The following is a 21,640-nucleotide window of genomic DNA, read 5'->3' on the forward strand; positions in this document are numbered from 1 at the left end:
GTGGCCGTCGTTCAGGGGTGTGCGGAGCGGACGGGCGTCAGTCGCCGCTTTGCCCTCGTTCCAATTTGGCGCTCCTGCGTCGAGACGGTGTCGTGTGCTGGAACTTCCCGTAGCTTGGCGATCTCGACGATGTGCTCAGACGTGAAGATGATCTTTCCTTTGCCCCAGCAAGCGTGAGGGAACTTGCCGCTGGCGGCGCCTTCCCGCAGCCATGCTTCAGTGCAACGCATTATGGCCGCGGCCTCTGCCGGCTCGAAGAACTCCAGGTCCATCTGAACTCCAAAAGTGCTCTGGCATTTCGAAGTTCATATGCTGAAGCGGCCGAAGGTACATGATCTTTGGCTTGGAGCGGGTCGGTCTTCAGCTTCCCAAACTACGAGCCCGGTGGGGTAGTCCCGTTCAGGAGGCCGGCGCTCATCGCCTCCGCTTCGCGCCGCACCTTCTCTGGGCGGGCACGAAACTGTCTGTCGTGGGTGCGTTCAACAAGCCCTACGGATGTCATCAGGTTGAGGTGCCTACGAACAGTGGAGAGGGATACTCTTAGCTCCGAGCTCAGCGCGGGACATGTGGCAGGGCCATCCATAAGGAGGACTCGGAGGATCCGGGTTCGCGTTCGGTTCATCAAGATATTGGACATGGAAGCCACAATCCCGGCGCATCGAAGAAAAAGATGAATTTGCTGTAGACGGGTCTACAGCAGCAGGGTACGCCTTGAAAGGTGACCTGAAAAGACCCGCCACGCCCCGGGCTTGTTGGCGTCGGATCTTGAGGGAAAACTGAGCCCTGAGGGTGCTGATGAGGACAGATACGCTCTAGGCTGTCCATAGGAAGAGGAGGGATGGTGAATGGCCGCTGACGAGCCGAATCTCGGAGCTGACTCTCCGTCCCCACAAGCAGAACTTGCCCGCCGCCTCAACTTGCTGCTCGACGTCGCCGTTGCGGAGCGGGGTAAGCCGGTTACCTTCAGGGAGATTCAGGAGCAGCTTGCATCCAGGGGCGTGAAACTGTCTCGGGCGCGCTGGTTCTACATGAAGGACGGCACTGGGCGGCTGGTCAGCGATCCTGAACTGTTGACGGCGCTTTGTGAGATATTCAAGGTCGACCCTTCCTATCTCCTTCCCGGTAGTGACGCCGACTTGCCGGAAAGAATCGACTCCCAGCTTGAGTTTGTTAAGTCACTGCGGGCCGCTCGCGTGAAGTCCTTCGCGGCTCGGACCCTGGGGGATGTATCTCCCGAAACCCTGCGGCTTATCTCCGAGTACCTCAACAAGGACATCGATCTTCATCCAGGCGGCGAGCAGGCAGCGGTTAGTGCTCCAGAAGATACCGAAGATGGGCGTCAAGAAGCTCCTTGATCCTGGTTGCGTTCGCTGAATAGCGGGGGGAGCGGCCATGCCGTCGTCCGGGCTCAACATCGACACTGATCGCGCCCGCCTCTTCAAGTGCCAGGAGATGCTTCGCCACACTGGGCTCGCCGGCGCTTACGGACAGCACGATGTCACCGCGGGTCGCAGGGCCGTGTGCAGTGAGGTACCGGAGGATTTCATTTCGCGACCTATTCCCAAAGGTCTCCACAGCAGCCTCGACGTCGGGAGACCACGCGTCGTCGTGCGGTTTCGTAAGCCGTGGCATAAAACCAATTCTTGCCCATCTCGATGAGAAAAGTAAGAACGGGACTCTTGACGATACTTTAGGTATCTTCGACAATAGTTTCTATAGCTTTTCGTGGTCGTGGGTGGCTTGGATGCCGTCACGCGAGGGACGTCCTTTTTGGCGGCGTCGAAGGTAATGGAACTCTGTCAAAGCCGGTGAAGACCGTGAGCGCTGAAGAGTGGGCGATTGACGCCCAGCGAAATGAACCAACATCACCAGGCGTGGATATTTCCGTGCACCGGGCGCCATCGCCCGAGGTATCGGCAGTGCCCGTGGATCAAATCATGGTGGCTGTTGAGAGCGTACGTGGCTACGTGGTTTCCCACCTCGCCCGGATCGGTCGGGCCAGCGACGTCGACGATGTGATGCAGGACGTCCGGGTAGCGGTCTGGGACGGCGTCACTCGGGGGCGCTACCGCAAACTTCCGGGCATCCCTTTCGGTGCTTGGGTGCAGGGTGTGTGTTCAAACGTGTGTTCCGCCCACATACGCCGTGAGCTGAGCCGCGCCACAGCACCGCTGCTGTTGGACCCCGTGACTGGAGAGGGAGCGGACCTGATAAACAGGTGGGCAGGGCTGACGAACTACGGCGACCGCGCCACGGAGAGGTTCATCGACCAGGAATGGGCACGGATGGTGCTGGCTCTCGTGCGGGACAACGTCTCCAACCAAGTGTGGGACCTGGCCGTCGACAGTCTCTCGACGCCACGACGATACGGTCCAGCTTCGCCGAACGATAGGCGTCGATGGCATGCTGCATCTGTTGTCCGCCAAACCGCCAAGACCATCACGGCAGCGCTGGAGGTTGCGTCCGCATACGCACAGGAACAAGACGTCCCTAGCGTGGCAGCCAACTGCCTTCCTACGCCGGTGCTGCGCCGAATAGCCACAGCTGTAGTCCAGCCTGGTGTCAGCGGCCCGGAACGGACTCGAGCAATCGCCGGAATCGCCTCTGAATTCGGAGTATCCGAAAGGTACATTGCCGTGCAGATCGGCCCTGTAAGGCAGTTGTACCGAGCTGCGTGGCGAGTTCTGTGGGGACAGTTGCGACCCGCCGATTGAGGCATGTCGTGACGCAACGGACTCGCGATGGGCCCGTCTAGGAGGTGCAGAATGTTGTTGTTTCCGAGCTCTGGTTGGAGCGGACACCGTGGGCGACGGCGGCTGTGGGTTGTTGTGATTGCGTTTCTCGGCATCGGGGCGGTTGCCGTGGTTCTGCTTTTGCCGCATCCATCGCGACAGTCGTCCGAAAGCGGATCTGGGGCGGAGGCCTCTCAAATGTCACAGCCCTCCCCTTCTAGCTTTGCCGCCGGAGGGCCGGTTCGGGTATCTCCGAACGAGAGAAAGAGCGAACCAGAGGAGGAGCCGACGACAGGAGATTACCGGGGGCTGGCCGTTACTGTCGCCCAGGAGATCTACACGTGGGACACGCGCTCGTCATCGTTCTCGGACGTGTACTCGAGACTTCGCGAACTGTGGACGCTCCTGCCGGACGGATCGAATCCATTGACCGTGCTGGTTCAAGAGTTCGAAGCAACAGGCATCACCGCCAGGACGTACACAAGTCTTGCTGGGCAAAAGGCATACCGCACCGGCGCGGCGGAATCTGTTGCATGTGACAGTGAGCTGGCCAAGGTGCGTGACTATCCAGTTCCTTGGCCCGGCCTCCATGTTTGTACGGTGACGGTGAACGTCGTTGACCGGACAGCGGGAGGCGAGAACGCCTACGTGGCGCCGGTGAGTGTCATGGTGAACTGCCCGCCAGCCTCGACTGCCCCCGCTGATCGATGCGTCATGGTTGGCTTCTATGCAACGCCGAGCAGGATCGTTTACTAATGCCGGCACCGGTTGTCTTGGCAGCATTTCTTCGACGAAGATTCCTCTTCCGTACTATATCCGCTGCCGCCTCAGTGGTGGTTCTCGTATCCGGGATGGTTGTCTGTGCCGGCGTAGCGCTCTTGGCCGTAGGTTCGGCGGGAGCAGCTTCGACCTGCATGCCCGATGATCCGGCAGTCGATTCCAATCACGACGGCGCCGGGTTGAGGATTAGCGTCGACGGTCAGGTCCCGAGTTGGTTGACGAACGCTCAACTAGCTGTGGCTAGGACCTACATCTCTATCGGCCAGGAAATGGGGGTGCCCAAGGAGGGGCAGATCATCGCGATCATGATGTCGCTGCAGGAATCCAGTCTGAGGGTCCTGGCCAACACGAACGTCCCCGCCTCACTCGCCTTCCCACATGAGGGGGTGGGACAGGATCACGATTCCCTAGGCACAGCCCAGCAGCGACCAGCGGCCGGTTGGGGGACCATCCAGCAATTGATGAACCCAATCTACAATGCCCGGGCCTTCTACGGCGGTCCTAACGGTCCCAATCACGGCAGTCCGCGAGGTCTCCTCGATATTCCGGGTTGGAGCTCGATGGAAAAAGGACAGGCTGCTCAGGCAGTCCAGGTTTCCGCCTTTCCCGAACTGTACGCCCGCTGGGAAGCTGAGTCGGAAGCCATAGTCCGTGCGCTCGAAAGTAGCTCCCCCCCGCCGTTATGCGTCGAACCGGAGATCGCAGCGGGATTGCCGACCGCAGCCAGTAGTTTGAGCCAGATTCGTTCAGAAATTCTGCAGTTCACCAGGGAGGGCGGCCTGGGCGGCGCATACGTCTGGGGTGGGACGGCTTTCAAAGCCTGGGACTGCTCGGGTTATGTGCAGTGGATCTATCGCCAAGCCGGTATTGAGTTGCCACGCGTGGAGCAGTGGCGGGTTGGTGCGCGGACCAACAATCCGCAGCCGGGCGACTTGGTGGTTCAAAACCCTCAAGGGCCGGACAACTGGGGCCACGTGGGCATATACGCAGGGGAGGGCATGATGTATAGCGCTCTCAATCCGTCAGCGGGGACTTTGTTACATCCAGTTGATTGGAACCCAGACGCCGCGTATTTTGACCTGGTGTCAGACGACTAACCCACTCGAGAAAGCGGACATAGCGGACCGTTTGTCACCTTGCTTCGAACCAAGCGCAGGCGTGCCTACCTACGGGTGTCTACAGGCGCTCAGCTTCTGCGATTGCGTTGCCCACGCCGTATACGCCGAGCCCAAGGAGGGTGTCCAGGACGTCGAGCAATGCCGCCCGATGGCCTCGGCTACGAGATTGGGCCAAGCCACGGACGACAAGTTCGCTGATGTAATGCGCGTCGCCAGCGGCACCGGTCCTGATATCGCTGGCATCGCTGTCAAAGGCGGAAATGAACCGTTGTGACGCTTTCAAAACAAGTTCATCAATCTTGTCTGGCGCGTGCTGCAGTGTGAGCAGTAGCTGCGGCCTGGCATGGTCGTAGGCGGGCGATCCAATGAGTGCAGTCAGCAGGTTGTCGAAGGGACGAAGTGGGTGGGCGTGTAGGTGAGGAGCAACCTTCGCGGCAGCCTCTAGAACATCGTCATCATTGTCATTCATTAGAATGATGAGCGTGGAGCTCGCAAGCTCGGCATTCGACGTGCGGTCAACTCGATTGGCGCACATCTCAGCGGCCCCCTTCCGCGTCTTGGCGTCACCTGCCAACACCTTCGTCATCAATTCGGGACGGCTCCACTCAAGGGCAGCGAATGCGGCGAGTGCTCCGCCCGCCTCACGTGCCTCGGCGTCCTGGGACTCCAGCATCCGCATAATGACGGGGATAATGATTTCTGGCTCGACATTGCCGATATAGAGCATCAACCGCTGCACCATCACCGCCGCCAAGATGCGATCGTCGGCATCGATCAACTTCTCGAACGCCGCGACGGCATCCGGACGAGCATGTCGGAGCGATGCTGCCACCGTATGTGCTGCGCACGATCGGACGAAGAGCACTGCGTCGCCAGCAAGTTCGTCGAGATGCGGTCGAACGATCTCGGTTCGCTCGCCGTCAGCGTCGTAGACCAGGAGGTCACCAAGCGTCTCGGCAAGACTGCCTCTCGCTGTGTTAATGCCGTTATTGTGCATATCGGCAGCACTTCTGCCGTCGTCACCCTCGCGAGTGAAGATGGGCGAGTCATCTGCCGGGTCCGAAGACTGAAGTGCGCGATCGCAGAGAAGTTCGACCAGATCAAGCGGCACGTCGCGGTAGTAGGGTCGCAGTGCGTTACCGAGCCAACGGTCGACGTCATTATGCCCCAGGGACGCGATGTGTCGGACGGCTTCATAGATCAGTGGGCCCGTCTCGTCGGAGTGGTCGGCATCCGCGAAGCCCATCAAGAGACCGTCGGCGTAGGCTGGATTGCGCTCAGGGGTCAGCCTGAGTGCCAGACGGGCGAAGCGGTTTGAGTCGGCAGCAGTTTGTTCCCGCAGAACCTGCGACAATTCGCGGGCTCCACCCGTGAAGGTGCCCCAGTTGGTTTCGTCCGAGTTGTACTTGACCATGGCTTTGAGCCACTGCTCATCGGTCATCTTGCTTGCTGCTTGCGACCCGACTGGCGAACCGATGGTGCCGCCGATAATGCCCCGCGGCTTTGACGGTGCGTCTTCCTGGAACTTCCGGCGGTACTCTCCCAACCGACGCGCACCGGTTGGGCTCAGTCGATGCTCCTCTAGGGCCGAGAGGAAGGTGAATGCAGATCGTCCGAAACTGTGTCGACTCTCGTGCTTGTGGCGCAAATCGCGGAACTGGTCTTCAAGCTGCCGGTGAATCTCATCGCTAAGATGCGGAGCAGCGGCTTGGACCAACTCTCGTGCGGCCCAGCCTGGGTCTGACATGTAGCCACAATCAAGACGTGCACCGCCATCCAAGATCAGGGTCGCGGCCCAATCAGCGAAATTGGTAGCACCGGCAGTGAGCGCCCGGTAGAGCAAGAATTGCGCCGCATCGTGAGGATCGGCGGCGAGTTCCTCGAGAAGCGGTCGAACTTCGTCAAATGAGGTCAGAGCAAGCGCTTCGAGAGCACGGACTGAGCCGGTGAAGAGCGCATCGTCGAGCTCTCTATCGCTAAGATCGTCGACATCAAACCGTGCGGAAAAGTGTCGGTCACGAATGGGGTTATTTGGGCGCGGCCCGTAGGCCGTGGCGGCCATGACCCGAAGTAGATATGGTACGACCACCTCGGCAAAGGCCAGGGGCTCGGCTGCGGCGGCTTCGCGAACCAGCTCTGCTGCGCCGTACTCGCGAAGCTTGAGGAGAGCCACCTTCCCACTGTCCTCGAGCAAGAGTCCTTGAGCGTGGTTAACGACCCGCGCTTGGATCAACTCAATCGCCCAAAGCGGCTTGTGCTGCGCAAGGTCATGGACCGCTAGCCACAACTCATGATCAGCGGCATCGAAGCCACCTTCGACGACCGCTGCGAGTACTAGGTCGAACAGCGCACGATTTTCGTGGGCATCCGAGAATCGGGCGCTCCAACGCAGCCAGTTGAGGTATTCAGGCGCGGCCCGACGTGCACTTAGAAGCTCCGCGACTTCGCCTGGTACTTCCTTGATCGCGCTTGCCATCAAGTTGACTGCGCGCTGCTGAAGAGCCGGCTCACCGCTATCAAGCCAGGCGGCGATTGTGCCGTCTTCGTAAAACCTTTTGAACCATGGGGCTCGGCGTGTATGCAACCAGAGATGCTCCTCGAACCGCGGCGACGTCGCGGCAACCTCGAAGACCGCTTCGGCGTCCTCGCTGGTTGGAGCGCTGAGGTTGGCGAGGACTGCGAGCGCTGTTGCCTTGATGTGAAAGCGTATCTGTACACTCATCAACACGGCCGATGCTTCAACCCGGAAACGTTCAGGCTCGCGCTCATAGAGGTGCTGCAGGATCTGACGAACCTGCGCTCTGCGGAACAGCTCTTGCTCGTCCCGAAGCAGAAAGTCGACCAATGACTCTGATCGCGACACCCATTGCCGGGCAAACGCGTAGTCGAAGAACGTCTCGTGGAAAAACGCGATCCGGTCACCGTCACGTGCCAGGACGTGCTCCGATACGAGCACGTTCGCATCCTCGATTAGGTCGCCGTCATCAAGAATCTCGAGGGGAACGGAAAGTGTCTGGCGGTCGCTCGCCGCGTTCGCTACCCGGCTGAGGACCTCGTTGAATCGCAAATTAGCTCGCCTTGCGCGAGACGTTTGTCGCTTACGTTCCCAGTAGGCCTCAAACAGCGAGCCCTTGGATTGAAACGCCAACGCTCCCTCTTGACGGGCGATCGTTTTGAGTAGTACGAGGTGCATCGGAGTTCGCACGACTGATCGCTGGGAGGTGGTCAGACGAGCCGGGTCGAGACCCATCTCAGTGACGGCGGCGTTGACTGCTTCATCAGAAAGAGGGCCAATGGAAACCTTCACCGTGTCCGGCCGGTCAGTTAGTGATCGAATCCGATGGTCGTTGTCAATGTCGAACTCACGGCAGGCGAGGATGACTCTGATGCCTGACACCGACATTGCTTCTCCAATGAGGTCCACGACGATGTCGAAGCTCTCGGGCATTCGTCCCGACGCAAGGCTGACCGCATCGAGCTGATCGATGACAAGAATAGCTTCCCGGTCTTCCGCGGCCATCGCCAACACAACAGCCGGCGAGGTGTCTAGTCCAAGTTGTCTGCCTAAGTCCACCGTCGAAGCAAAAGAGTCGAGGCGATCAAGGCGAATCGCGAGCACTTTCGCGCCTTCCGCTTCAAGCAACTCGACGGATTGCTCTAAAACGGAACTTTTGCCGGCACCGGCCGTACCGGCCACGAAGCCCATTCTGTAATCGTGAAGCACATCGATAAGCTGAGGGGCTTCTGCGCGCTCAATGCGGGGCTGCAGCAGTTCGCGTCGGACTGACTCGCGCCAACTGTTCGTGAGGGCACCCACTTGCTCGCGCGCGTTTTGGTGCGAAGCAGCCTCGATCGGATGGATACTTTGCCTAGCGAGGAGTTCCAAAAGTTCAGTTCTGGTAAGACGGCTGCCAAGGTTCTCGAGAAGGATGTCTCCGATCGCGAGCGCAATCAAATGCCCCGGCGCGCCACCCAACTGACGTCCTGCGAGCATCGCGTTCATCAGGATGATGTCGTGCTCGTCCTGAACCGAGAACCACATGCCACGCAAGGTGTCCCATGCTTTCTGCGGACTGCCAAGAATGCCCGGTGCGGACAACTGATCAAAAACGGGACGGAGCTCCCCTGTCAGCCAAGACTGGGTGAACGAGGTCAGGTCGGGCGACTTGCGAGCTCGCTCAGCCAACTCCTGCAATGGACGGCAAGGGACTAGAGAAACGAAGTGAAACTCACGATCTGCCGCAACATGAGTGGCCGCCGCTTCGAAGACATTGAGGTCAGCGAGGGCCCTCACCGTCCAGCTATTGCTGCTTCCATTCTGGCGTTTGAGCTGATGAACCTCGGTGGACGCATTTCTCGCAAAGGTGAACTCCGAACCCTTGCCGATTTCGATATCGACGTCTTCCAGCGTCAGTGAATGGCGGCCATCGGAGATGCAGTAGAGCGCATGTCTAATTGCCCATGCCGCCTCGTACTTGTTGCCCAGCTTGTCGGCTTCACCTCCCGGCCTCGGACTCACAGCGACACCAACATGAAGGTCGTTCGTGTTCCCAAATATTCAAAGCGCTTAAGCATCACCAGGCCTCCCCGACCCGCGGTGCACCGTTGAGCACATCGCGTAGGTGCCGCAGTTGGGAAGGTATTGGTCCATTAGCTTCGTGAAGCCTTCACCGTGATTCCGTTCGAGGTGATGAGCCAGCTTAGGGCGCTGTGCTAGGAGAAGGCGCAGTGCCGCTGGTGAATCTAGGGTACTGCTCTTCCAATGTGAGCTGTTGAGATCCGTTTTGACAAGCGCCACGGCACGTACCCCTTGCATTGATCCTGATTCAGTTGAAGCTGTCACATGGCAGTCTCTCGCCACTCGACGGTAACTCGTTAGTGGTGGTTTCAATCTACCGGTCGGCCCGGAGAATTCCGGTCAGGTGGCGTAGCTCTTTGAGAGCAGAGAACGTTGCGATGGCGTTGGCATCCGGCTTCCCGAGTATCCATGGACTATAAGATGTCCACGGATTGGCCCGCGGCCTTGGATAGCACTGCCGGCGACCCGACGATTCGGTCTCGTTCGATTCAAAAAAGAATGCCGCTAGCGGTTCCTTGGGCACCCCCAGATCGCCGGCTATGAACAGCCCGCAGCATGCCTCCGACGTGGCTTACGTTTCCACTACCCACAAAGTCGATTGCCGACGGCTCGCTCAAAACCCAGCTTCGTCTCTGAATCCCGGCTCTGAAGCGTCATGTCGTTTTCCTCGGCCGATTCTATGAAGTCGTGAGCTCAAAGCTGCTCATCCCCATTGGACGACGACGGACGGAGCACTCCATGTTTTTGGCAGCAGTCGACCCTGGTATCACCCCAAACGCTAATTTTCCCTTTCTTGAATCCCTCAAACAGATCGGCGGTGGCATCCTCGTCGGCGCATTTGTTGTGATCGCCATCGTGGCGATCATTGGTGCGGCTATGTTGCTGGCCGGCAAGCTGAGTCAGTCATCCCGGCTCGCTTCCGGCGGAGGTGTGATTCTGCTGTGGACGGGGCCCGTGGCCGCGATCCTCGGCGGCATCAACGGCTACATCTTGTGGTCCCAAACCGCCTTTCCGCTCGGCTTCTAGTCGTCAAACATGCCTGTTGAGTGTGATCTCAATGGCTGGTGGCCGCCCGGTTGTGGGCTCGTCTCGCAAGCTAACGACGGTGCAGCCGGTGCAGTCACAGCCCTCTTTGCAAACATCCTGCAGAATGTTGCCTCCTGGCTGTGGGCCTTCATCACAGGGGCGTTCAGCGCGTCGGATGTAGATGACTCGCAGTGGGTAGCCATCCAGGGAATTACCGACTGGTGGGTAGTCGTCATGCTGACCCCGCTCGTCGTCGTCATGATCCTTCAGCTACTCTCGGGATTGCTGAGCCAGCAGCCACGAAGACTGGCAAGGGCTCTGCTGGGCGGGGCCGTAGCCGTTCCGCTGGTCGCGGGTGCTGTGCTCCTGGTCCGGCAGTTGACCAAAGTCAGCGACTCTGCTTCGGCGGCCCTCCTCGAATCGATGGGCCCTGATCCATATCTCGTGTTCATGCGACTGTTTGGATTTGAGCGCGCGGCCGCCGGGTCGGGCAGAGAATGGAACTTGGTCTCGCTGGCTCCCGGGACGACTGGGGGTCCAGTCGGCGGGGTGGTCGTTACTGCCATGGCGGTCATCGTGGTGTGGATCCTGGCGTTCATCCTCATGTGCTCGATGATCTTCCGATCCTTCGCGCTGATAGTGCTGGCCGCCGTGGCTCCTGTCGCCTTGATGCTGGTGCCGTGGGAGAAGACTAAGACCTGGGCCCGGCGGTGGAGCGAAGTTGTCGTAGCGCTGCTCCTGGCAAAACCCTTGGCGGCCACCGTTCTGGCTGTCGCCGTCAAGCTGTTTGCCGACTCAAAGTCGTTCGCCGGATTAGCTGCTGGAACAGTAGGTATGGTCCTCGCCTGCGGTGCTCCTCTGATGGCTCTGCGGCTAGTCAGTTTCGCGGGCGGAGAGCTCGCTGCCGCGGCTCAAACCGCGGGAGGCGGCCACGTGCTCTCCCGGACAAGCAGCATCGCCGGACGACAGGTGAGCCGCCAGATCGGCGGCCGGTTCACTTTAGCCGGAATGCTATCCAGATCGGCGATGACCCGGCCCATCCGTTCGAGCCGGCCCGAATTTCCCACCAGGGCGCTTCCTGCGACTGTCCCGGCGCCGTCGTCGCCGGGGTCACTGAGCGGTGCGCGGCGGATGCTCGGAGCTGGGCGGGAGGATTCCGCAAACAGCACGCCAAGACTCCAGGGAACAACAACTCTCGGAGGGGGCCTCGGTGACCGCGCGCCGTCGACACGATCTGCGGCGGACTCGCCGCAGGGAAGGGACGCTCCTTCGGAGCGGGTCAACGTACCGCCGCCACCGCCAGATGTCAGCAATTCTTCCCCGACGCGCCGGATGAAGGCGCCGCCCATCATGCGTCCACAGCCACCAACCGATCCTCGCCAAGGGGGCGATCCACATGTCCGATGAAGCAAAGACACTGGAGGCAGTTAAGTTCCCCCGGCACGAACGTCGTGGCCTTTTTATGGGCTTGAAGTGGTACCAGTTGCTCCTTCTGGCCAGCGGTGTGCTGGTAGCCAGCGTCGCTTCTGCTGTCGGTGGGCCGGCCGCGCTGTTCAGTACAGGTCCGATGTGGCTTGCTCTCATGCTTCTTGGGCTTCTGCAGTACTCGCGGATTCCGTACCCGGTATGGGTGACCCACATCTTCCTTTTCCTCTATCGGGCCGCACTTAAACAAACACGGTTCTTAGTGCGGCCGGAAGCCCCTCCGTTGGCGGGACGGCTCGCCCTGCCCGGGGGCTTAGGAAATCTTGAAGTCCGGCAGGCCCGGCAGGGTGAGTCGTTCATCGTGGATGCCCAAGGAAGGGAAGCCGTGGCAGTCCTGCGATGCAGCACCAGGTCCTTCGCGCTGTTGGACAGTGATGACAAAGCGTGGGCGGTCCAGGCCTGGTCGCGGGTGCAAGCGGGGCTGGCTCAAAGATCGAGCATCGCCCGAATTGCAGTTCAGGACTACACGGTTCCCTATCCGTCAACCGCCCTGCGGGACTTCTACGACAAGAGTGTTCCTGCTCGTGCAGGCAAGGAAGCTGAACTCACATGGGGTAAGCGAGCTTATGAGGACCTCGTTGCGGCCGCTGGATCGACCACGAGACACGATTTGTTGGTCGCGCTTGTCATCGACACAGCCAAAGCACGACGGCGGATCCGCGAGTCAGGTGGGGGACTCGTGGGCCTTGAGCGGGTCATCCGGCTCGAGGTCGAAGCCATCACAACGGGGCTGGCGACGCACAGTGTGAAGGTTGAGGAATGGTTGCCGGAGTCAGAACTTCTAGGGGTCGTTCGGGGTGCGTTCGATCCGACTGCGGTCGTCAGCTCTGCGGGTGAAGCCTCTAGGCCTGGACCTGTTACTGGTGGACCGATGGCCGTTGAAGAACACTGGGCCTACCTGCATACGGATTCTGCCTTCCATCAAACGTTCTGGGTCTCCGAGTGGCCGCGACAGAAGGTGTTCCCTGGATTCATTCATCCCTTGGTCTATGTAGGCGATTTCCGACATACGGTGACCCAAGTGATCCGCGCTGTGCCGACTGCGGAAGCACTACGCGACATCAGGTCTGCCCAAGAGGCCCACGAAACGCGACGACGGATCAACGCGCGGTTCGACCGGCCACTGACCCGCGAACAGAAGGCAGAGGAAGACGAAGTTGCCCAGCGCGAAGAGGAGATTGTTGCCGGTCACGGAGATGTGCGGCCCGCTGCTTTCGTGACCGTCACGGCCGGCTCGCTGGATGACTTGGCCAGGCAAAGACAAGAACTCGAGTCGGCAGCCGCGGGGGCATTCGTTGAGCTAAGACTGCTCGCCGGGCAGCAGTGGGCCGCTTTCGTCGCCGGCGCCCTGCCCTTCGGAAGGGGCTTGCGATGAGGGGGAAACCAGAGGCGGCCCAGTACCAGCCATCAGGCGAGAGCCGACGCGAGCGGCGTGCGCGGCGTCGCTCCGAGGCCGCCAGCCTGGACCGGAAGGCAGACAACGCCGCGCTCAGATTGGCGGACATCGCGGAGGCGAGGCTGGGAAGACCGGGTTTGTCCGGTGACTGGGGGAGCCGGGAACGGAACTCTCTTCGCGGACCCCACCGTCTTAGGCCTGCCCCACATCGCGCTTCGACGATGACGTTCGCAGCGGCCTATCCGTTCATCACCGAGTCTGGTCTGGGCCACGAGGGGACGTACATCGGCACAGACGTCTTCGGCTCCGGTGCCTTCTCCTACGATCCCTGGATCCTCTACGACAAAGGCATCATCAGCGGCCCGTCGATTGTGGTCATTGGCACTGTGGGGACCGGAAAGTCGATGTGCGGGAAGTCGTTGGTCACCCGGTCCATCACTCTTGGGCGGAAGGCCGCCGTCGCGTCTGACCCTAAGGGGGAGTGGGTCGCGGTTGCCAAAGCTGTGGGCGGGAAGGTCATCTCTGTTGGGCCGGGGCGCGCAGCCCGAGTCAACCCGCTCGACGCCGGTCCGCGGCCAAGCGCCCTGACGGAGGCCCAGTGGCAGGCTGTGGTGCGGCAACGTAGGCGGTACCTGTTGGTCGCCCTAGTCTCCCTCATGCGCCAAGGAACTCCTCTGCGTCCCGTTGAACATACGGCCCTGGACATGGCACTCATGGAGACGATGGCACAGAACTCCAACCCGACCTTGCCTATGGTTTTGGACCACCTCCTGAACCCGTCCAAGGAAATGGTTGCCCTCGTCGGCAGCGACGGCGGCACCGCGGTGAGTCACTCGCTCCGGCGCACGGTTTCGGGCGACCTGGAGGGGATGTTCGACGCACCGTCCACGGTGGCATTCGACGCCGACGCCCCCATCATGGTGATGGACACTTCCGCGTTGATTGGTGCCTCCGAGCAGGCGCTGTCGCTGGCTGCCGCGTGCGGCGCAACCTGGCTTGAAGCTGCGATCACCAACCCCGACGGCGGCAAGCGGCTTGTGGTCTACGACGAAGGCTGGCGGATGCTCGCGGACCCCTACATGCTGGCCAAAATGAGCGAGCAGTGGCGGCTCGCGCGCACCTACGGGATCGCCAACCTGCTCATCATGCATAAGGTCGCCGATCTGAATGAGATCGGCGACAGTTCCAGCGGGCACCGTCAAAAAGCCCTTGGCCTGCTCACAGAGGCTGATACCCGCATCATCTACCGGCAAAAGCACGATGCCATGCGCCTGACCAAGGAAGCGCTGGGGCTCACCGAAGCCGAATGTGAGCACGTGGAGAACCTTCCAAAGGGCGTGGGGCTCTGGAAAGTGGGTAACCGGTCCTTCATCGTCGCCAACCGGGTCACCACCGACGAGCTGGAGGTCTTCGGCACTGACGACCGGATGATCTAGATGCACGGCATGAACGCGCGCGGAGGGAGTTACAGCCCACTCGTAACGGCGGGGCTTGTATCGATAGCCGGCTACATTTGCTTCTCCTATTTCATTCAGGCGTTGGCAACTGCTGTAGTTGGCTGGCGCTGTGGCGCCGAGACGCCGTCGCCCTTCAGCCCGACAGCCGCCGTCGGGCTCTTCACGGGTCGCATCGAATGGGTTGTGCGCCAAGCGCGCGGCTGCGGTGTAACTACGGCGGATGTCTGGTTGGTGGCGGGCCCCGTCCTCGTCTTCGTGGGAGCGCTCTCGGTGGGAGGCATTCTGGTTTGGCGACGATGGAAGCAGTCTGGAGCGTGGCTTCGGCAGGACATCCTGAACCGCGACGGCATCGCCCGCCGCGCCGAGATCCTTCACGACTTCGGTGCACGAGCCGTCAGGAAACGGGGGAAGTTCACTAGACCCGGATTGAGCAAACCCAGCATCCAAGACGTTTCGTGGACGCTGGGGACATCCCGCGGAGTGACGATTCATGTCTCCACGGAAGAATCAATGGTCATCCAAGGTGCCCCGCGCTCAGGTAAGGGTCTATACGTGATCATCAACGCCATCCTGGATGCGCCGGGCGCGGTGGTGACCACGTCCACGCGTGCCGACAACCTGGTGGTCACCATGCAGGCACGTGCTGTTGGGGGCAGACCGGTGACGGTGTTCGATCCGCAAGGAATGTCGGGACTGCCCTCCACATTGCGTTGGTCACCCGTGCGTGGATGCGATGACCCGGACATCGCCACGCGCCGTGCCCTGGTCATCACAGCTGACACCGAGATGAAGGGCGAGAACGCAGCATGGCAAAAGCGCTCGCTGATCGTCCTCCAATGCCTCCTCCACGCCGCGGCGCTTAGCGGTGACGGTGTGCGTGCCTTCCGGCGGTGGTCCTCTAGCCCCGTCCTGGCCCGGGAGGCTCTGGAGGTGCTGGGCCATCCAGGGGCCGCACTGGGATGGCAGGCAGACCTCATGGGAATCATTGAGGACGATCCCCGGAACACGTCCAACTCGTGGATTGGTGTATCAGCAGCTGTGGCGCCGCTGTCATCCCCAAAGGTGTTGGCCGCACTCGACCCGCAGGACGCCTCCGAGGAGTTCGATCCCAAGGCGTTCATCCGCGAGCGCGGCACCCTTTACTTGATTGGTACGCGGGCGGGAGCCGCTGCCGCGGGTCCGTACCTTTCCGCGCTGATCGATGACATCGATAATGCGGCCCGAGAGATGGCTTTTGTATCGCCCGGAGGCCGACTCGATCCGCCAATGTCACTCATCCTCGACGAGATTGCCAACCTGGCACCCTGGCCGGGTTTGCCCGTGGCGCTCTCAGACGGCGGCGGTATCGGCATCTCCACACTGGTGGTTCTCCAGTCGCTGTCGCAGGCACGCACCGGATGGTCGATAGACGAAGCTGCCACTATCTGGGACTCGGCCATCATCAAGGTGATCTTTGGGGGTGGATCGGACGAACGGGACCTCCGCTCCCTTGCCGGGCTGCTGGGGGAGCGCAGCCTGATTCTGAATACCCGGTCATGGTCCAGCCAGGGCCGGCAGGACGGTGAGCAAATCCGGGAAAGCCCTGTCATCCGCCTGGACGAGATCCGTCGTCTGCCCACCGGTACGGCGCTCATGCTTGGCAGGCGCACCAGGCCGATCCTCCTGGACCTCCGTGAATGGCACAAGCGCAAGGACGCGGCTGAGCTGGGGCGTTCCAAAGCGGAACTTGAACGTGTTCTGGCCGAGGGTCATCGGCTGCGTCAGCAGCGAATGGAGGTGACTGACGATGAGCACCTATGAGGACGGGGACCGATTCGAAATCCCGTCCATCGGTGGCGACGATGAGGACTTGACCGCACAGCTGTTCCGCTCGGCATTTAGACCGCCGGGTGGGGCAACCGGTACTACCTACAGATGGCGGGACATGGAGCCCCATCAGGCAGAGGGTGCATGGCAAGCTCTGGCCGCATGGGTCAGGTGGCTGGTCGCCACCTACAAGCTCACGACGTCGGTAGTTCCCGAATGCTGGTGGCGGCACTCTGAGATTGTGGCTGAGCTCTATGCCCTCCAACGAGCGGAACTCGCCTCCTACACTCCGGACGATCCAGGTTTCGGCCCGCTGGCCTTCCACGAAAGGCTGCCCCACGCCGTCGAGCGTCTAAGGACGCACTGCCGGGCCGCCGGCTGTGTTGGTCTCCAGGCACACAAGGAGCCCACCCTGCGCGTGCTGACGGCTGGGGAGTCCGAGTTCCTTGAGTGGCAGCGGAGCCACCACCAACTTGAGGCGGATTTCTGAAGTCATGCGGTTCCCGCTGGCTTCGACATGAATAGGAAACCGTTACTAGCGGATCCGAGAAGTGTGGAGCGTGGCTGTCGTGGCACCAACGTCCGAGTTCGTGGGTGATTCCTTGCCTCTTGGTTCAGCGCCCGGGCTGGACGAGCTCAGCAAGACCGGGACTACGCCGGAAGAGCGAATCGCCATATTGACGCAGGGACTGCACACGTTCCTCGAAGGGGCTGTTGAGTCCCCAGCCCAGTGGCAGATCCTCCTTGATGCCTCGGCCACCCTGTGGCGATACTCGGGCGGCAACGTTGCTTTGCTCATGCTGCAGATGGCCCAGCGCGGAACCGCGGAGCCGACTCTGGTGGCCGGGTACAAGGAGTGGGAGCGCCACGGCCGCATGGTGCTGAAGGGCGAACACGCCTTGTGGGTCATCGCGCCCCGAACAGCTCGGGTACAAGAGGTAACGATGCCCGACGGCACGCGTAAGCGGCTTCCGATCGGTGAGGCCGCGCCCAGTGGCGCCCTCCACGATGAGAAGAAGTCCGTAGTAACCGGGTGGCGGGGGCAGGCAGTCTTTGATGTGTCACAGACGAGGGGGAGGCCTCTTTTGGTGCCACGCGGTGAGACCCAGTCGGAGGCCGCGAGCCAGATGCTGTGGGATTCGTTGTCCCTTGTTGCCCGAAAGCACGGTTTCGAGCTGCAGGAATCTGACGCTCAGCAAGGGCTCGCCAGTGGTTTTACGGATTTCGCGCAGCGACGCATCGAGGTCGGGACATGGATGAATGCTGAAGAGAGAGTCGCGGTCCTCGCGCACGAGCTGGGCCATGTCCTGCTTCATGGTCCGGACGACAAGACGGGAAGGCTCTACGGCAGCAGCTCGGAACATCGTGGACTCGCAGAAGTCGAGGCTGAATCCGTCGCCTACACAGTTCTGAAGGCTCACGGAATCGACCGCGGGCAACAGTCGGGGCTCTACCTCTGGGGATGGGCCGAGTCGGTCATCCAGACTCAGCGCGCTGCCTTCGAAGAGGACATGTACAGCTTGCATCCAACGTCTCGGGTGGACGTCGCCAAATCGGTGCTTGGTCGCGTGACGGCTGCGGCCAAGGGGATCCTGGAAATCACTCAGCCGCTGGGACTCGGAGGCCGGCTAGCAACCACGGGGCCGCAGGTTGCGGCGACGGCGGGCTATGTCGACCGCGGGTTGTCACCCAGGATGGCTGACGGGCCAGAGATGGCCGGGCCGTAACGCCGTACGCCAGGGTTGTCGAGCGGGAAGGCCCCGCTCGCACTTGAAAGGAAAGATCAAGAATGGGCACCAAAATTCCAATCAGCATCACCGGTAACCTCGTCGCCGATCCGGAGCTAACCATCAGCGACAGCGGCGTCGCGCATGCCAAGTTGCGAGTCGCTGTGAACCAGCGCATCCAGGGGACGGACGGCACATGGCGTGATGGCGAGCCAGTATTCCATAACGTCTCGGCCTTCCGTGCGCTCGCAGAGAACGTGACGAATTCTTTGAAGAAGGGCGACCCGGTCCATGTGGCAGGAGAGCTTGAATTCCGTGCTTACGACAAGGACGGTGAGCGGCGCGAGGCCCGCCGCATCATCGCAGAGACCATCGGCCCGGACCTTCGATTCGGGACGGCTGTCTACCAGCGATCATCACACCCCTCCCCCCGTCCAGATGCTGAAGTCCACACTGACCCACATGCGTCCGTCTCAGGACTGTCCTCGGTGCCGGCCTACAACGTCTCGACGAAGAACCCGGTGGTGTTGCCCCCTTTTGGCCCGGCCACGGGGAATGAGATGAGCTGGTGAAGGGATACGATTAGTTGCCTGCAGTGGCGCTCGGCGAGATATATGACGGTTAGGGTGGACCAGTATGATCGGCGGGGGCAACGACCCAATGGCGTGTCAACTCAGACGTCCCTTACAAAGTCACGATTGGTGCCAAGATACAGTCAAGTCCCAAGGTATGAGGGACCGGGCACGCCAGCGGGCGAAGGACCTACACTGGAGACATGGGGGTAATCGGTTGTTGTATCAGGTGATTGTTCGTCGAAGAACTACACTGGCGGGTAAAAGCAAGACCAATCGTATGCCCCTAATTGAGGGCGGACCCGCGTGGTTAAGGGTGTTTGAATCTCGTGATCGCTAGAAAATTACTCGAAGTAGCTTCGCGTGGCTACCCACGGACCCAAGTGGCAGCGTGCGCGTCGCAGTCCGGCCCAAATCGTCGGCCTCCCCAGGCTGGTCGGTCCTATTTCGGTGCGGTACCTAGCTGCAGGGAGTTTGGCATTGTCGAATAGCGCACTCAAGATGGCTCGTAAAAAAGTGTCGAGTAAATCGATCAATCAAAAGATTGCTGAAAATGGTGCCATGAAGATGGCCCGAATCGCGGAGAAGCGCAACCGAGAGCGGCAATTGAGTAATGCCCAATCGCACTTGCAGGCCGCGGCCGCCAACAAGTCCTGACCGTGGCAGTAGAACTCGAGACAGCACGGCCTTTCTTCAGCAGACAAGTAACTAAGGAAGCGATCGTCGAGATCGCAATGTCTGAGCGTCTGGTCATATTCGCCGGAGCGGGTGTAACGCTGGATCGCTCGGGGCTCGGATGGTCGGAGTTCGTTTCCGGGTTGCTTGAGGATTACATCGAAAATGGTGAGCAGCGTTCCCGAGTCTTGGAAAGAATGAGGGATCTACAGTCAGCATCGGTGGCCGCACAGCTGTATCAGAAGAATCACGGAGAGTCTTTTCGGGACCGACTAACCGATCGTCTTCGAGTCCTTCTGTACAACGGAGGTCAGTGGCAAAAGGGACGACTAGCCACGAACTTAGCAACATTGCTTCTTGTAATGAATCAAAAACGTTCTCAAGATGATGGCGACGGAGTCGGTGGATCATGCATCGTCACACCTAATTACGACGACTACATCTTCCAAGAACTGGTTGAAGTTGTCAGACGCCAATCGGAAGACAACCCGGACCTCAGCCTCGGCGATCCGCTTTTGGAATTCCCTACAGAAATCGATCCTCTGAGCTTTAGCAGCGTACGCAAAGGGGAGCTCGGTTACTCGCAGGAGTTAGCCATGGCAGCGTGGATTTCGGATGATGATTTTCCCAGGGCAGTGGACTCAACATGTATTCACCTTCATGGATTTGTACCCCGCAGCCACCAGCCGGGCCCCAAAGGGTCAGTCTCGGAGTACCGGCACCCAGTGGTCAGTGAACAGGACTACTTCATCACAGCGGAATATTCCTTTGGGGCACTAAACAAACTGTTCAGCCAAGCCTCCGTTTTGATCGTCGGAGCTAGCATGACGGACCCGCCCCTCCTTCGAGCCTTGGCCGCTACTGCAGAGGAAGCTACCCGAGAGGGGCGCCGGCGATACGCCTTAGTCCCTATGCAGGACGGATTAGGGGCCGCCGATAAGGCTAGCCTTCAGAAGATGATCCGCGAGCGCTATCAACACTTTGGCGTTAAGCCTGTTTTTGCCGACTATTACGGTCAAGCCCAACAATTCATAGAAGAGGTCACTGTCTGCGCCCAACTGTCTAAGCCCTCTGAGTACCAGCGGTCGGAGTTGAGGTACGGCAAGAGGCTGTCCGACTGGTGGAATAGCTGGAGTGTAGAGATAGCCCAAGATGAGGAGACTGATTGGCAGTGGCTATTTCACGAACTTCTAAATACGGCAGTGGTTGCCCTCAGCGCTTTACTTGAATCCTCAGCTGACGAGAAGTTCAAAATAGAACTTTGGATCCGAACGTCCCCACAGCACACACGGGAGATGAAGCTTTGGGCTACTTCTCTCGGTACGTTGGCTGATGAGGAACTATCTCGGACGGCCCAGATCTCTTCCGATAGTGAGTACACCAGCATCCAAGCGTTTATCGCCGGACGGCCCGTGACGCGAAGTTTGGGGGAAAACGACAAGTCACAGCGCTGGCGGACATATGTAGGCCTCCCACTTACCTGGAAACCGCCGGAAGGCGGCACGATAACCGTTGGTGCAATCACCATTGCCTCGATGTCGGCGGGTTCTGACTCGTCACTAAATTCGTCAGCTAACAAGCACAAGCGTGCGCAGGCCATAGAGTTCATCGACGATTTAGGATCGACGCTCGTTTCTCCATCCGCCGAAGATTGGCATTCATACTGCGACGAGATTATGGGAACTCTCTTTGAAGAGGAATTCGAGGACGACTAGCGGAGCCGGGGCGAACGCTTTGCAGCAGGTAGTGCCCGTAGCAAGAGGTCTTTCGGCGCGCAGGCTAGACAATCCACAGCTCGAATGTAGTACGTCGGTGGCCACGGCTTGCCAGGGCTGACTTGGGCGGGATCCGGCGAAAGCAACACAATAGATCCTGGCCAGATCGGGTCGGGCAAGGCTTCGATCCATGCTCGCTGCGTGTGGTCGAAACGGTTCCAATTGATGGTGATCCAAGATCCAGTGGGTTCCAAGGCATCAACGCTGAGAACCGTAATTTCCGTCGTGGTCCGGTGACGGCTGCGTGCGTTGTCGAAGTTATGCCACTTCAGTTCGGCGTCCTCGTTCCAGCTGCGACGCTGGCGGACGCGCCCCAACCAGACTGCGCAAAGGACTCCTGCAGCCATGAAAAATGCAAGGCCGCCAGCTATCAGAATTTCGACGGACGCACCGCGGATAAGTGCGGCTACGAGGTAAGCAAGCGCGATGAGGGACACAACGCTGGCCAGTGCTAGCGCTGGAGTCGCCAATTTGGGCCGGATGACTGGGTTCTTGGTCATGATTGCCTACTT

Annotated in this window: 18 protein-coding genes; 14 read left to right on the forward strand and 4 right to left on the reverse strand. The window is 60.2% G+C overall.

Annotated elements, in window-relative coordinates:
* Positions 1 to 11: 11 nt before the first annotated feature.
* Together ACP7AX_RS06030 and ACP7AX_RS06035 are read right to left on the reverse strand one after the other, a co-directional pair.
* A complete protein-coding gene (locus ACP7AX_RS06030) occupies positions 12 to 272 on the reverse strand; it encodes a hypothetical protein (protein ID WP_426225735.1) in 261 nt (86 codons plus the stop codon).
* A 101-nt stretch (positions 273 to 373) separates the two neighbouring features.
* Complete coding sequence (locus ACP7AX_RS06035; protein WP_426225736.1) at positions 374 to 637, reverse strand: helix-turn-helix domain-containing protein; 264 nt, start codon at positions 635 to 637, stop codon at positions 374 to 376.
* Positions 638 to 845: 208 nt separating this feature from the next.
* Between ACP7AX_RS06035 and ACP7AX_RS06040 the strand changes: the two genes are divergently transcribed.
* From ACP7AX_RS06040 to ACP7AX_RS06055, 4 genes are all read left to right on the forward strand, one after another.
* On the forward strand, positions 846 to 1,355 hold the full coding sequence (locus ACP7AX_RS06040; protein WP_426225737.1) for a hypothetical protein: 510 nt from the start codon (positions 846 to 848) through the stop codon (positions 1,353 to 1,355).
* A gap of 462 nt (positions 1,356 to 1,817) precedes the next feature.
* Positions 1,818 to 2,714 (forward strand): RNA polymerase sigma factor, encoded by an 897-nt coding sequence (locus ACP7AX_RS06045; protein ID WP_426225738.1) that lies wholly within the window; start codon positions 1,818 to 1,820, stop codon positions 2,712 to 2,714.
* A gap of 216 nt (positions 2,715 to 2,930) precedes the next feature.
* Positions 2,931 to 3,488 carry a hypothetical protein gene (locus ACP7AX_RS06050; RefSeq protein ID WP_426225739.1) on the forward strand — a complete coding sequence of 186 codons (558 nt, stop codon included), beginning with the start codon at positions 2,931 to 2,933 and terminating at the stop codon, positions 3,486 to 3,488.
* Between the two features lie 158 nt (positions 3,489 to 3,646).
* Complete coding sequence (locus ACP7AX_RS06055; protein WP_426225740.1) at positions 3,647 to 4,609, forward strand: C40 family peptidase; 963 nt, start codon at positions 3,647 to 3,649, stop codon at positions 4,607 to 4,609.
* A gap of 79 nt (positions 4,610 to 4,688) precedes the next feature.
* On the opposite strand, the gene ACP7AX_RS06060 is transcribed toward ACP7AX_RS06055, so the two are convergent.
* Positions 4,689 to 9,149, reverse strand: coding sequence for a hypothetical protein (locus ACP7AX_RS06060; protein WP_426225741.1), 4,461 nt, complete (start codon positions 9,147 to 9,149; stop codon positions 4,689 to 4,691).
* 798 nt (positions 9,150 to 9,947) lie between these two features.
* Here ACP7AX_RS06060 and ACP7AX_RS06065 point away from each other — a divergent pair.
* From ACP7AX_RS06065 to ACP7AX_RS06110, 10 genes are all read left to right on the forward strand, one after another.
* Positions 9,948 to 10,235, forward strand: a complete 288-nt coding sequence (locus tag ACP7AX_RS06065) for a hypothetical protein (RefSeq protein ID WP_284990656.1) — start codon at positions 9,948 to 9,950, stop codon at positions 10,233 to 10,235.
* Between the two features lie 9 nt (positions 10,236 to 10,244).
* The gene (locus ACP7AX_RS06070) at positions 10,245 to 11,642 is read left to right on the forward strand and encodes a type IV secretion system protein (protein WP_426225742.1); all 1,398 of its coding nucleotides are present in this window, start codon (positions 10,245 to 10,247) and stop codon (positions 11,640 to 11,642) included.
* Positions 11,632 to 13,095: an SCO6880 family protein gene (locus ACP7AX_RS06075; protein WP_426225743.1), complete on the forward strand. Its 1,464-nt coding sequence runs from the start codon at positions 11,632 to 11,634 to the stop codon at positions 13,093 to 13,095. The genes ACP7AX_RS06070 and ACP7AX_RS06075 overlap by 11 nt, the downstream gene beginning before the upstream one ends.
* A gap of 242 nt (positions 13,096 to 13,337) precedes the next feature.
* Positions 13,338 to 14,552, forward strand: coding sequence for an ATP-binding protein (locus ACP7AX_RS06080; RefSeq protein ID WP_426225744.1), 1,215 nt, complete (start codon positions 13,338 to 13,340; stop codon positions 14,550 to 14,552).
* A gap of 102 nt (positions 14,553 to 14,654) precedes the next feature.
* On the forward strand, positions 14,655 to 16,373 hold the full coding sequence (locus ACP7AX_RS06085) for a type IV secretory system conjugative DNA transfer family protein (RefSeq protein ID WP_426225745.1): 1,719 nt from the start codon (positions 14,655 to 14,657) through the stop codon (positions 16,371 to 16,373).
* Between the two features lie 124 nt (positions 16,374 to 16,497).
* Entirely contained in the window at positions 16,498 to 16,869 is a 372-nt protein-coding gene (locus tag ACP7AX_RS06090) for a hypothetical protein (protein WP_426225746.1), read from the forward strand.
* Positions 16,870 to 16,948: 79 nt separating this feature from the next.
* Complete coding sequence (locus ACP7AX_RS06095) at positions 16,949 to 18,106, forward strand: ArdC-like ssDNA-binding domain-containing protein (RefSeq protein ID WP_426225747.1); 1,158 nt, start codon at positions 16,949 to 16,951, stop codon at positions 18,104 to 18,106.
* A 62-nt stretch (positions 18,107 to 18,168) separates the two neighbouring features.
* A complete protein-coding gene (locus ACP7AX_RS06100) occupies positions 18,169 to 18,678 on the forward strand; it encodes a single-stranded DNA-binding protein (protein WP_426225748.1) in 510 nt (169 codons plus the stop codon).
* Positions 18,679 to 19,041: 363 nt separating this feature from the next.
* On the forward strand, positions 19,042 to 19,335 hold the full coding sequence (locus ACP7AX_RS06105; RefSeq protein WP_426225749.1) for a hypothetical protein: 294 nt from the start codon (positions 19,042 to 19,044) through the stop codon (positions 19,333 to 19,335).
* Positions 19,336 to 19,337: 2 nt separating this feature from the next.
* Positions 19,338 to 21,068, forward strand: coding sequence for an SIR2 family protein (locus ACP7AX_RS06110; RefSeq protein ID WP_426225750.1), 1,731 nt, complete (start codon positions 19,338 to 19,340; stop codon positions 21,066 to 21,068).
* Here the strand turns inward: ACP7AX_RS06110 and ACP7AX_RS06115 are convergent.
* Positions 21,065 to 21,628: a hypothetical protein gene (locus ACP7AX_RS06115; RefSeq protein WP_426225751.1), complete on the reverse strand. Its 564-nt coding sequence runs from the start codon at positions 21,626 to 21,628 to the stop codon at positions 21,065 to 21,067. The two genes, ACP7AX_RS06110 and ACP7AX_RS06115, sit on opposite strands and share 4 nt — an antisense overlap.
* Positions 21,629 to 21,640 lie beyond the last annotated feature (12 nt).

The organism is Pseudarthrobacter sp. DSP2-3-2b1, assembly GCF_049895945.1.
In the GTDB taxonomy this organism is placed as follows: Bacteria; Actinomycetota; Actinomycetes; order Actinomycetales; family Micrococcaceae; genus Arthrobacter.

Coding starts and splice junctions, on each gene's coding strand:
- ACP7AX_RS06040 (WP_426225737.1), top strand. CDS start 846: ATGGCCGCTGACGAGCCGAATCTCGGAGCTGACTCTCCGTCCCCACAA.
- ACP7AX_RS06080 (WP_426225744.1), top strand. CDS start 13,338: ATGACGTTCGCAGCGGCCTATCCGTTCATCACCGAGTCTGGTCTGGGC.
- ACP7AX_RS06030 (WP_426225735.1), bottom strand. CDS start 272: ATGGACCTGGAGTTCTTCGAGCCGGCAGAGGCCGCGGCCATAATGCGT.
- ACP7AX_RS06115 (WP_426225751.1), bottom strand. CDS start 21,628: ATGACCAAGAACCCAGTCATCCGGCCCAAATTGGCGACTCCAGCGCTA.
- ACP7AX_RS06035 (WP_426225736.1), bottom strand. CDS start 637: ATGTCCAATATCTTGATGAACCGAACGCGAACCCGGATCCTCCGAGTC.
- ACP7AX_RS06100 (WP_426225748.1), top strand. CDS start 18,169: ATGGGCACCAAAATTCCAATCAGCATCACCGGTAACCTCGTCGCCGAT.
- ACP7AX_RS06050 (WP_426225739.1), top strand. CDS start 2,931: ATGTCACAGCCCTCCCCTTCTAGCTTTGCCGCCGGAGGGCCGGTTCGG.
- ACP7AX_RS06070 (WP_426225742.1), top strand. CDS start 10,245: ATGCCTGTTGAGTGTGATCTCAATGGCTGGTGGCCGCCCGGTTGTGGG.
- ACP7AX_RS06065 (WP_284990656.1), top strand. CDS start 9,948: ATGTTTTTGGCAGCAGTCGACCCTGGTATCACCCCAAACGCTAATTTT.
- ACP7AX_RS06075 (WP_426225743.1), top strand. CDS start 11,632: ATGTCCGATGAAGCAAAGACACTGGAGGCAGTTAAGTTCCCCCGGCAC.
- ACP7AX_RS06055 (WP_426225740.1), top strand. CDS start 3,647: ATGCCCGATGATCCGGCAGTCGATTCCAATCACGACGGCGCCGGGTTG.
- ACP7AX_RS06090 (WP_426225746.1), top strand. CDS start 16,498: ATGGAGCCCCATCAGGCAGAGGGTGCATGGCAAGCTCTGGCCGCATGG.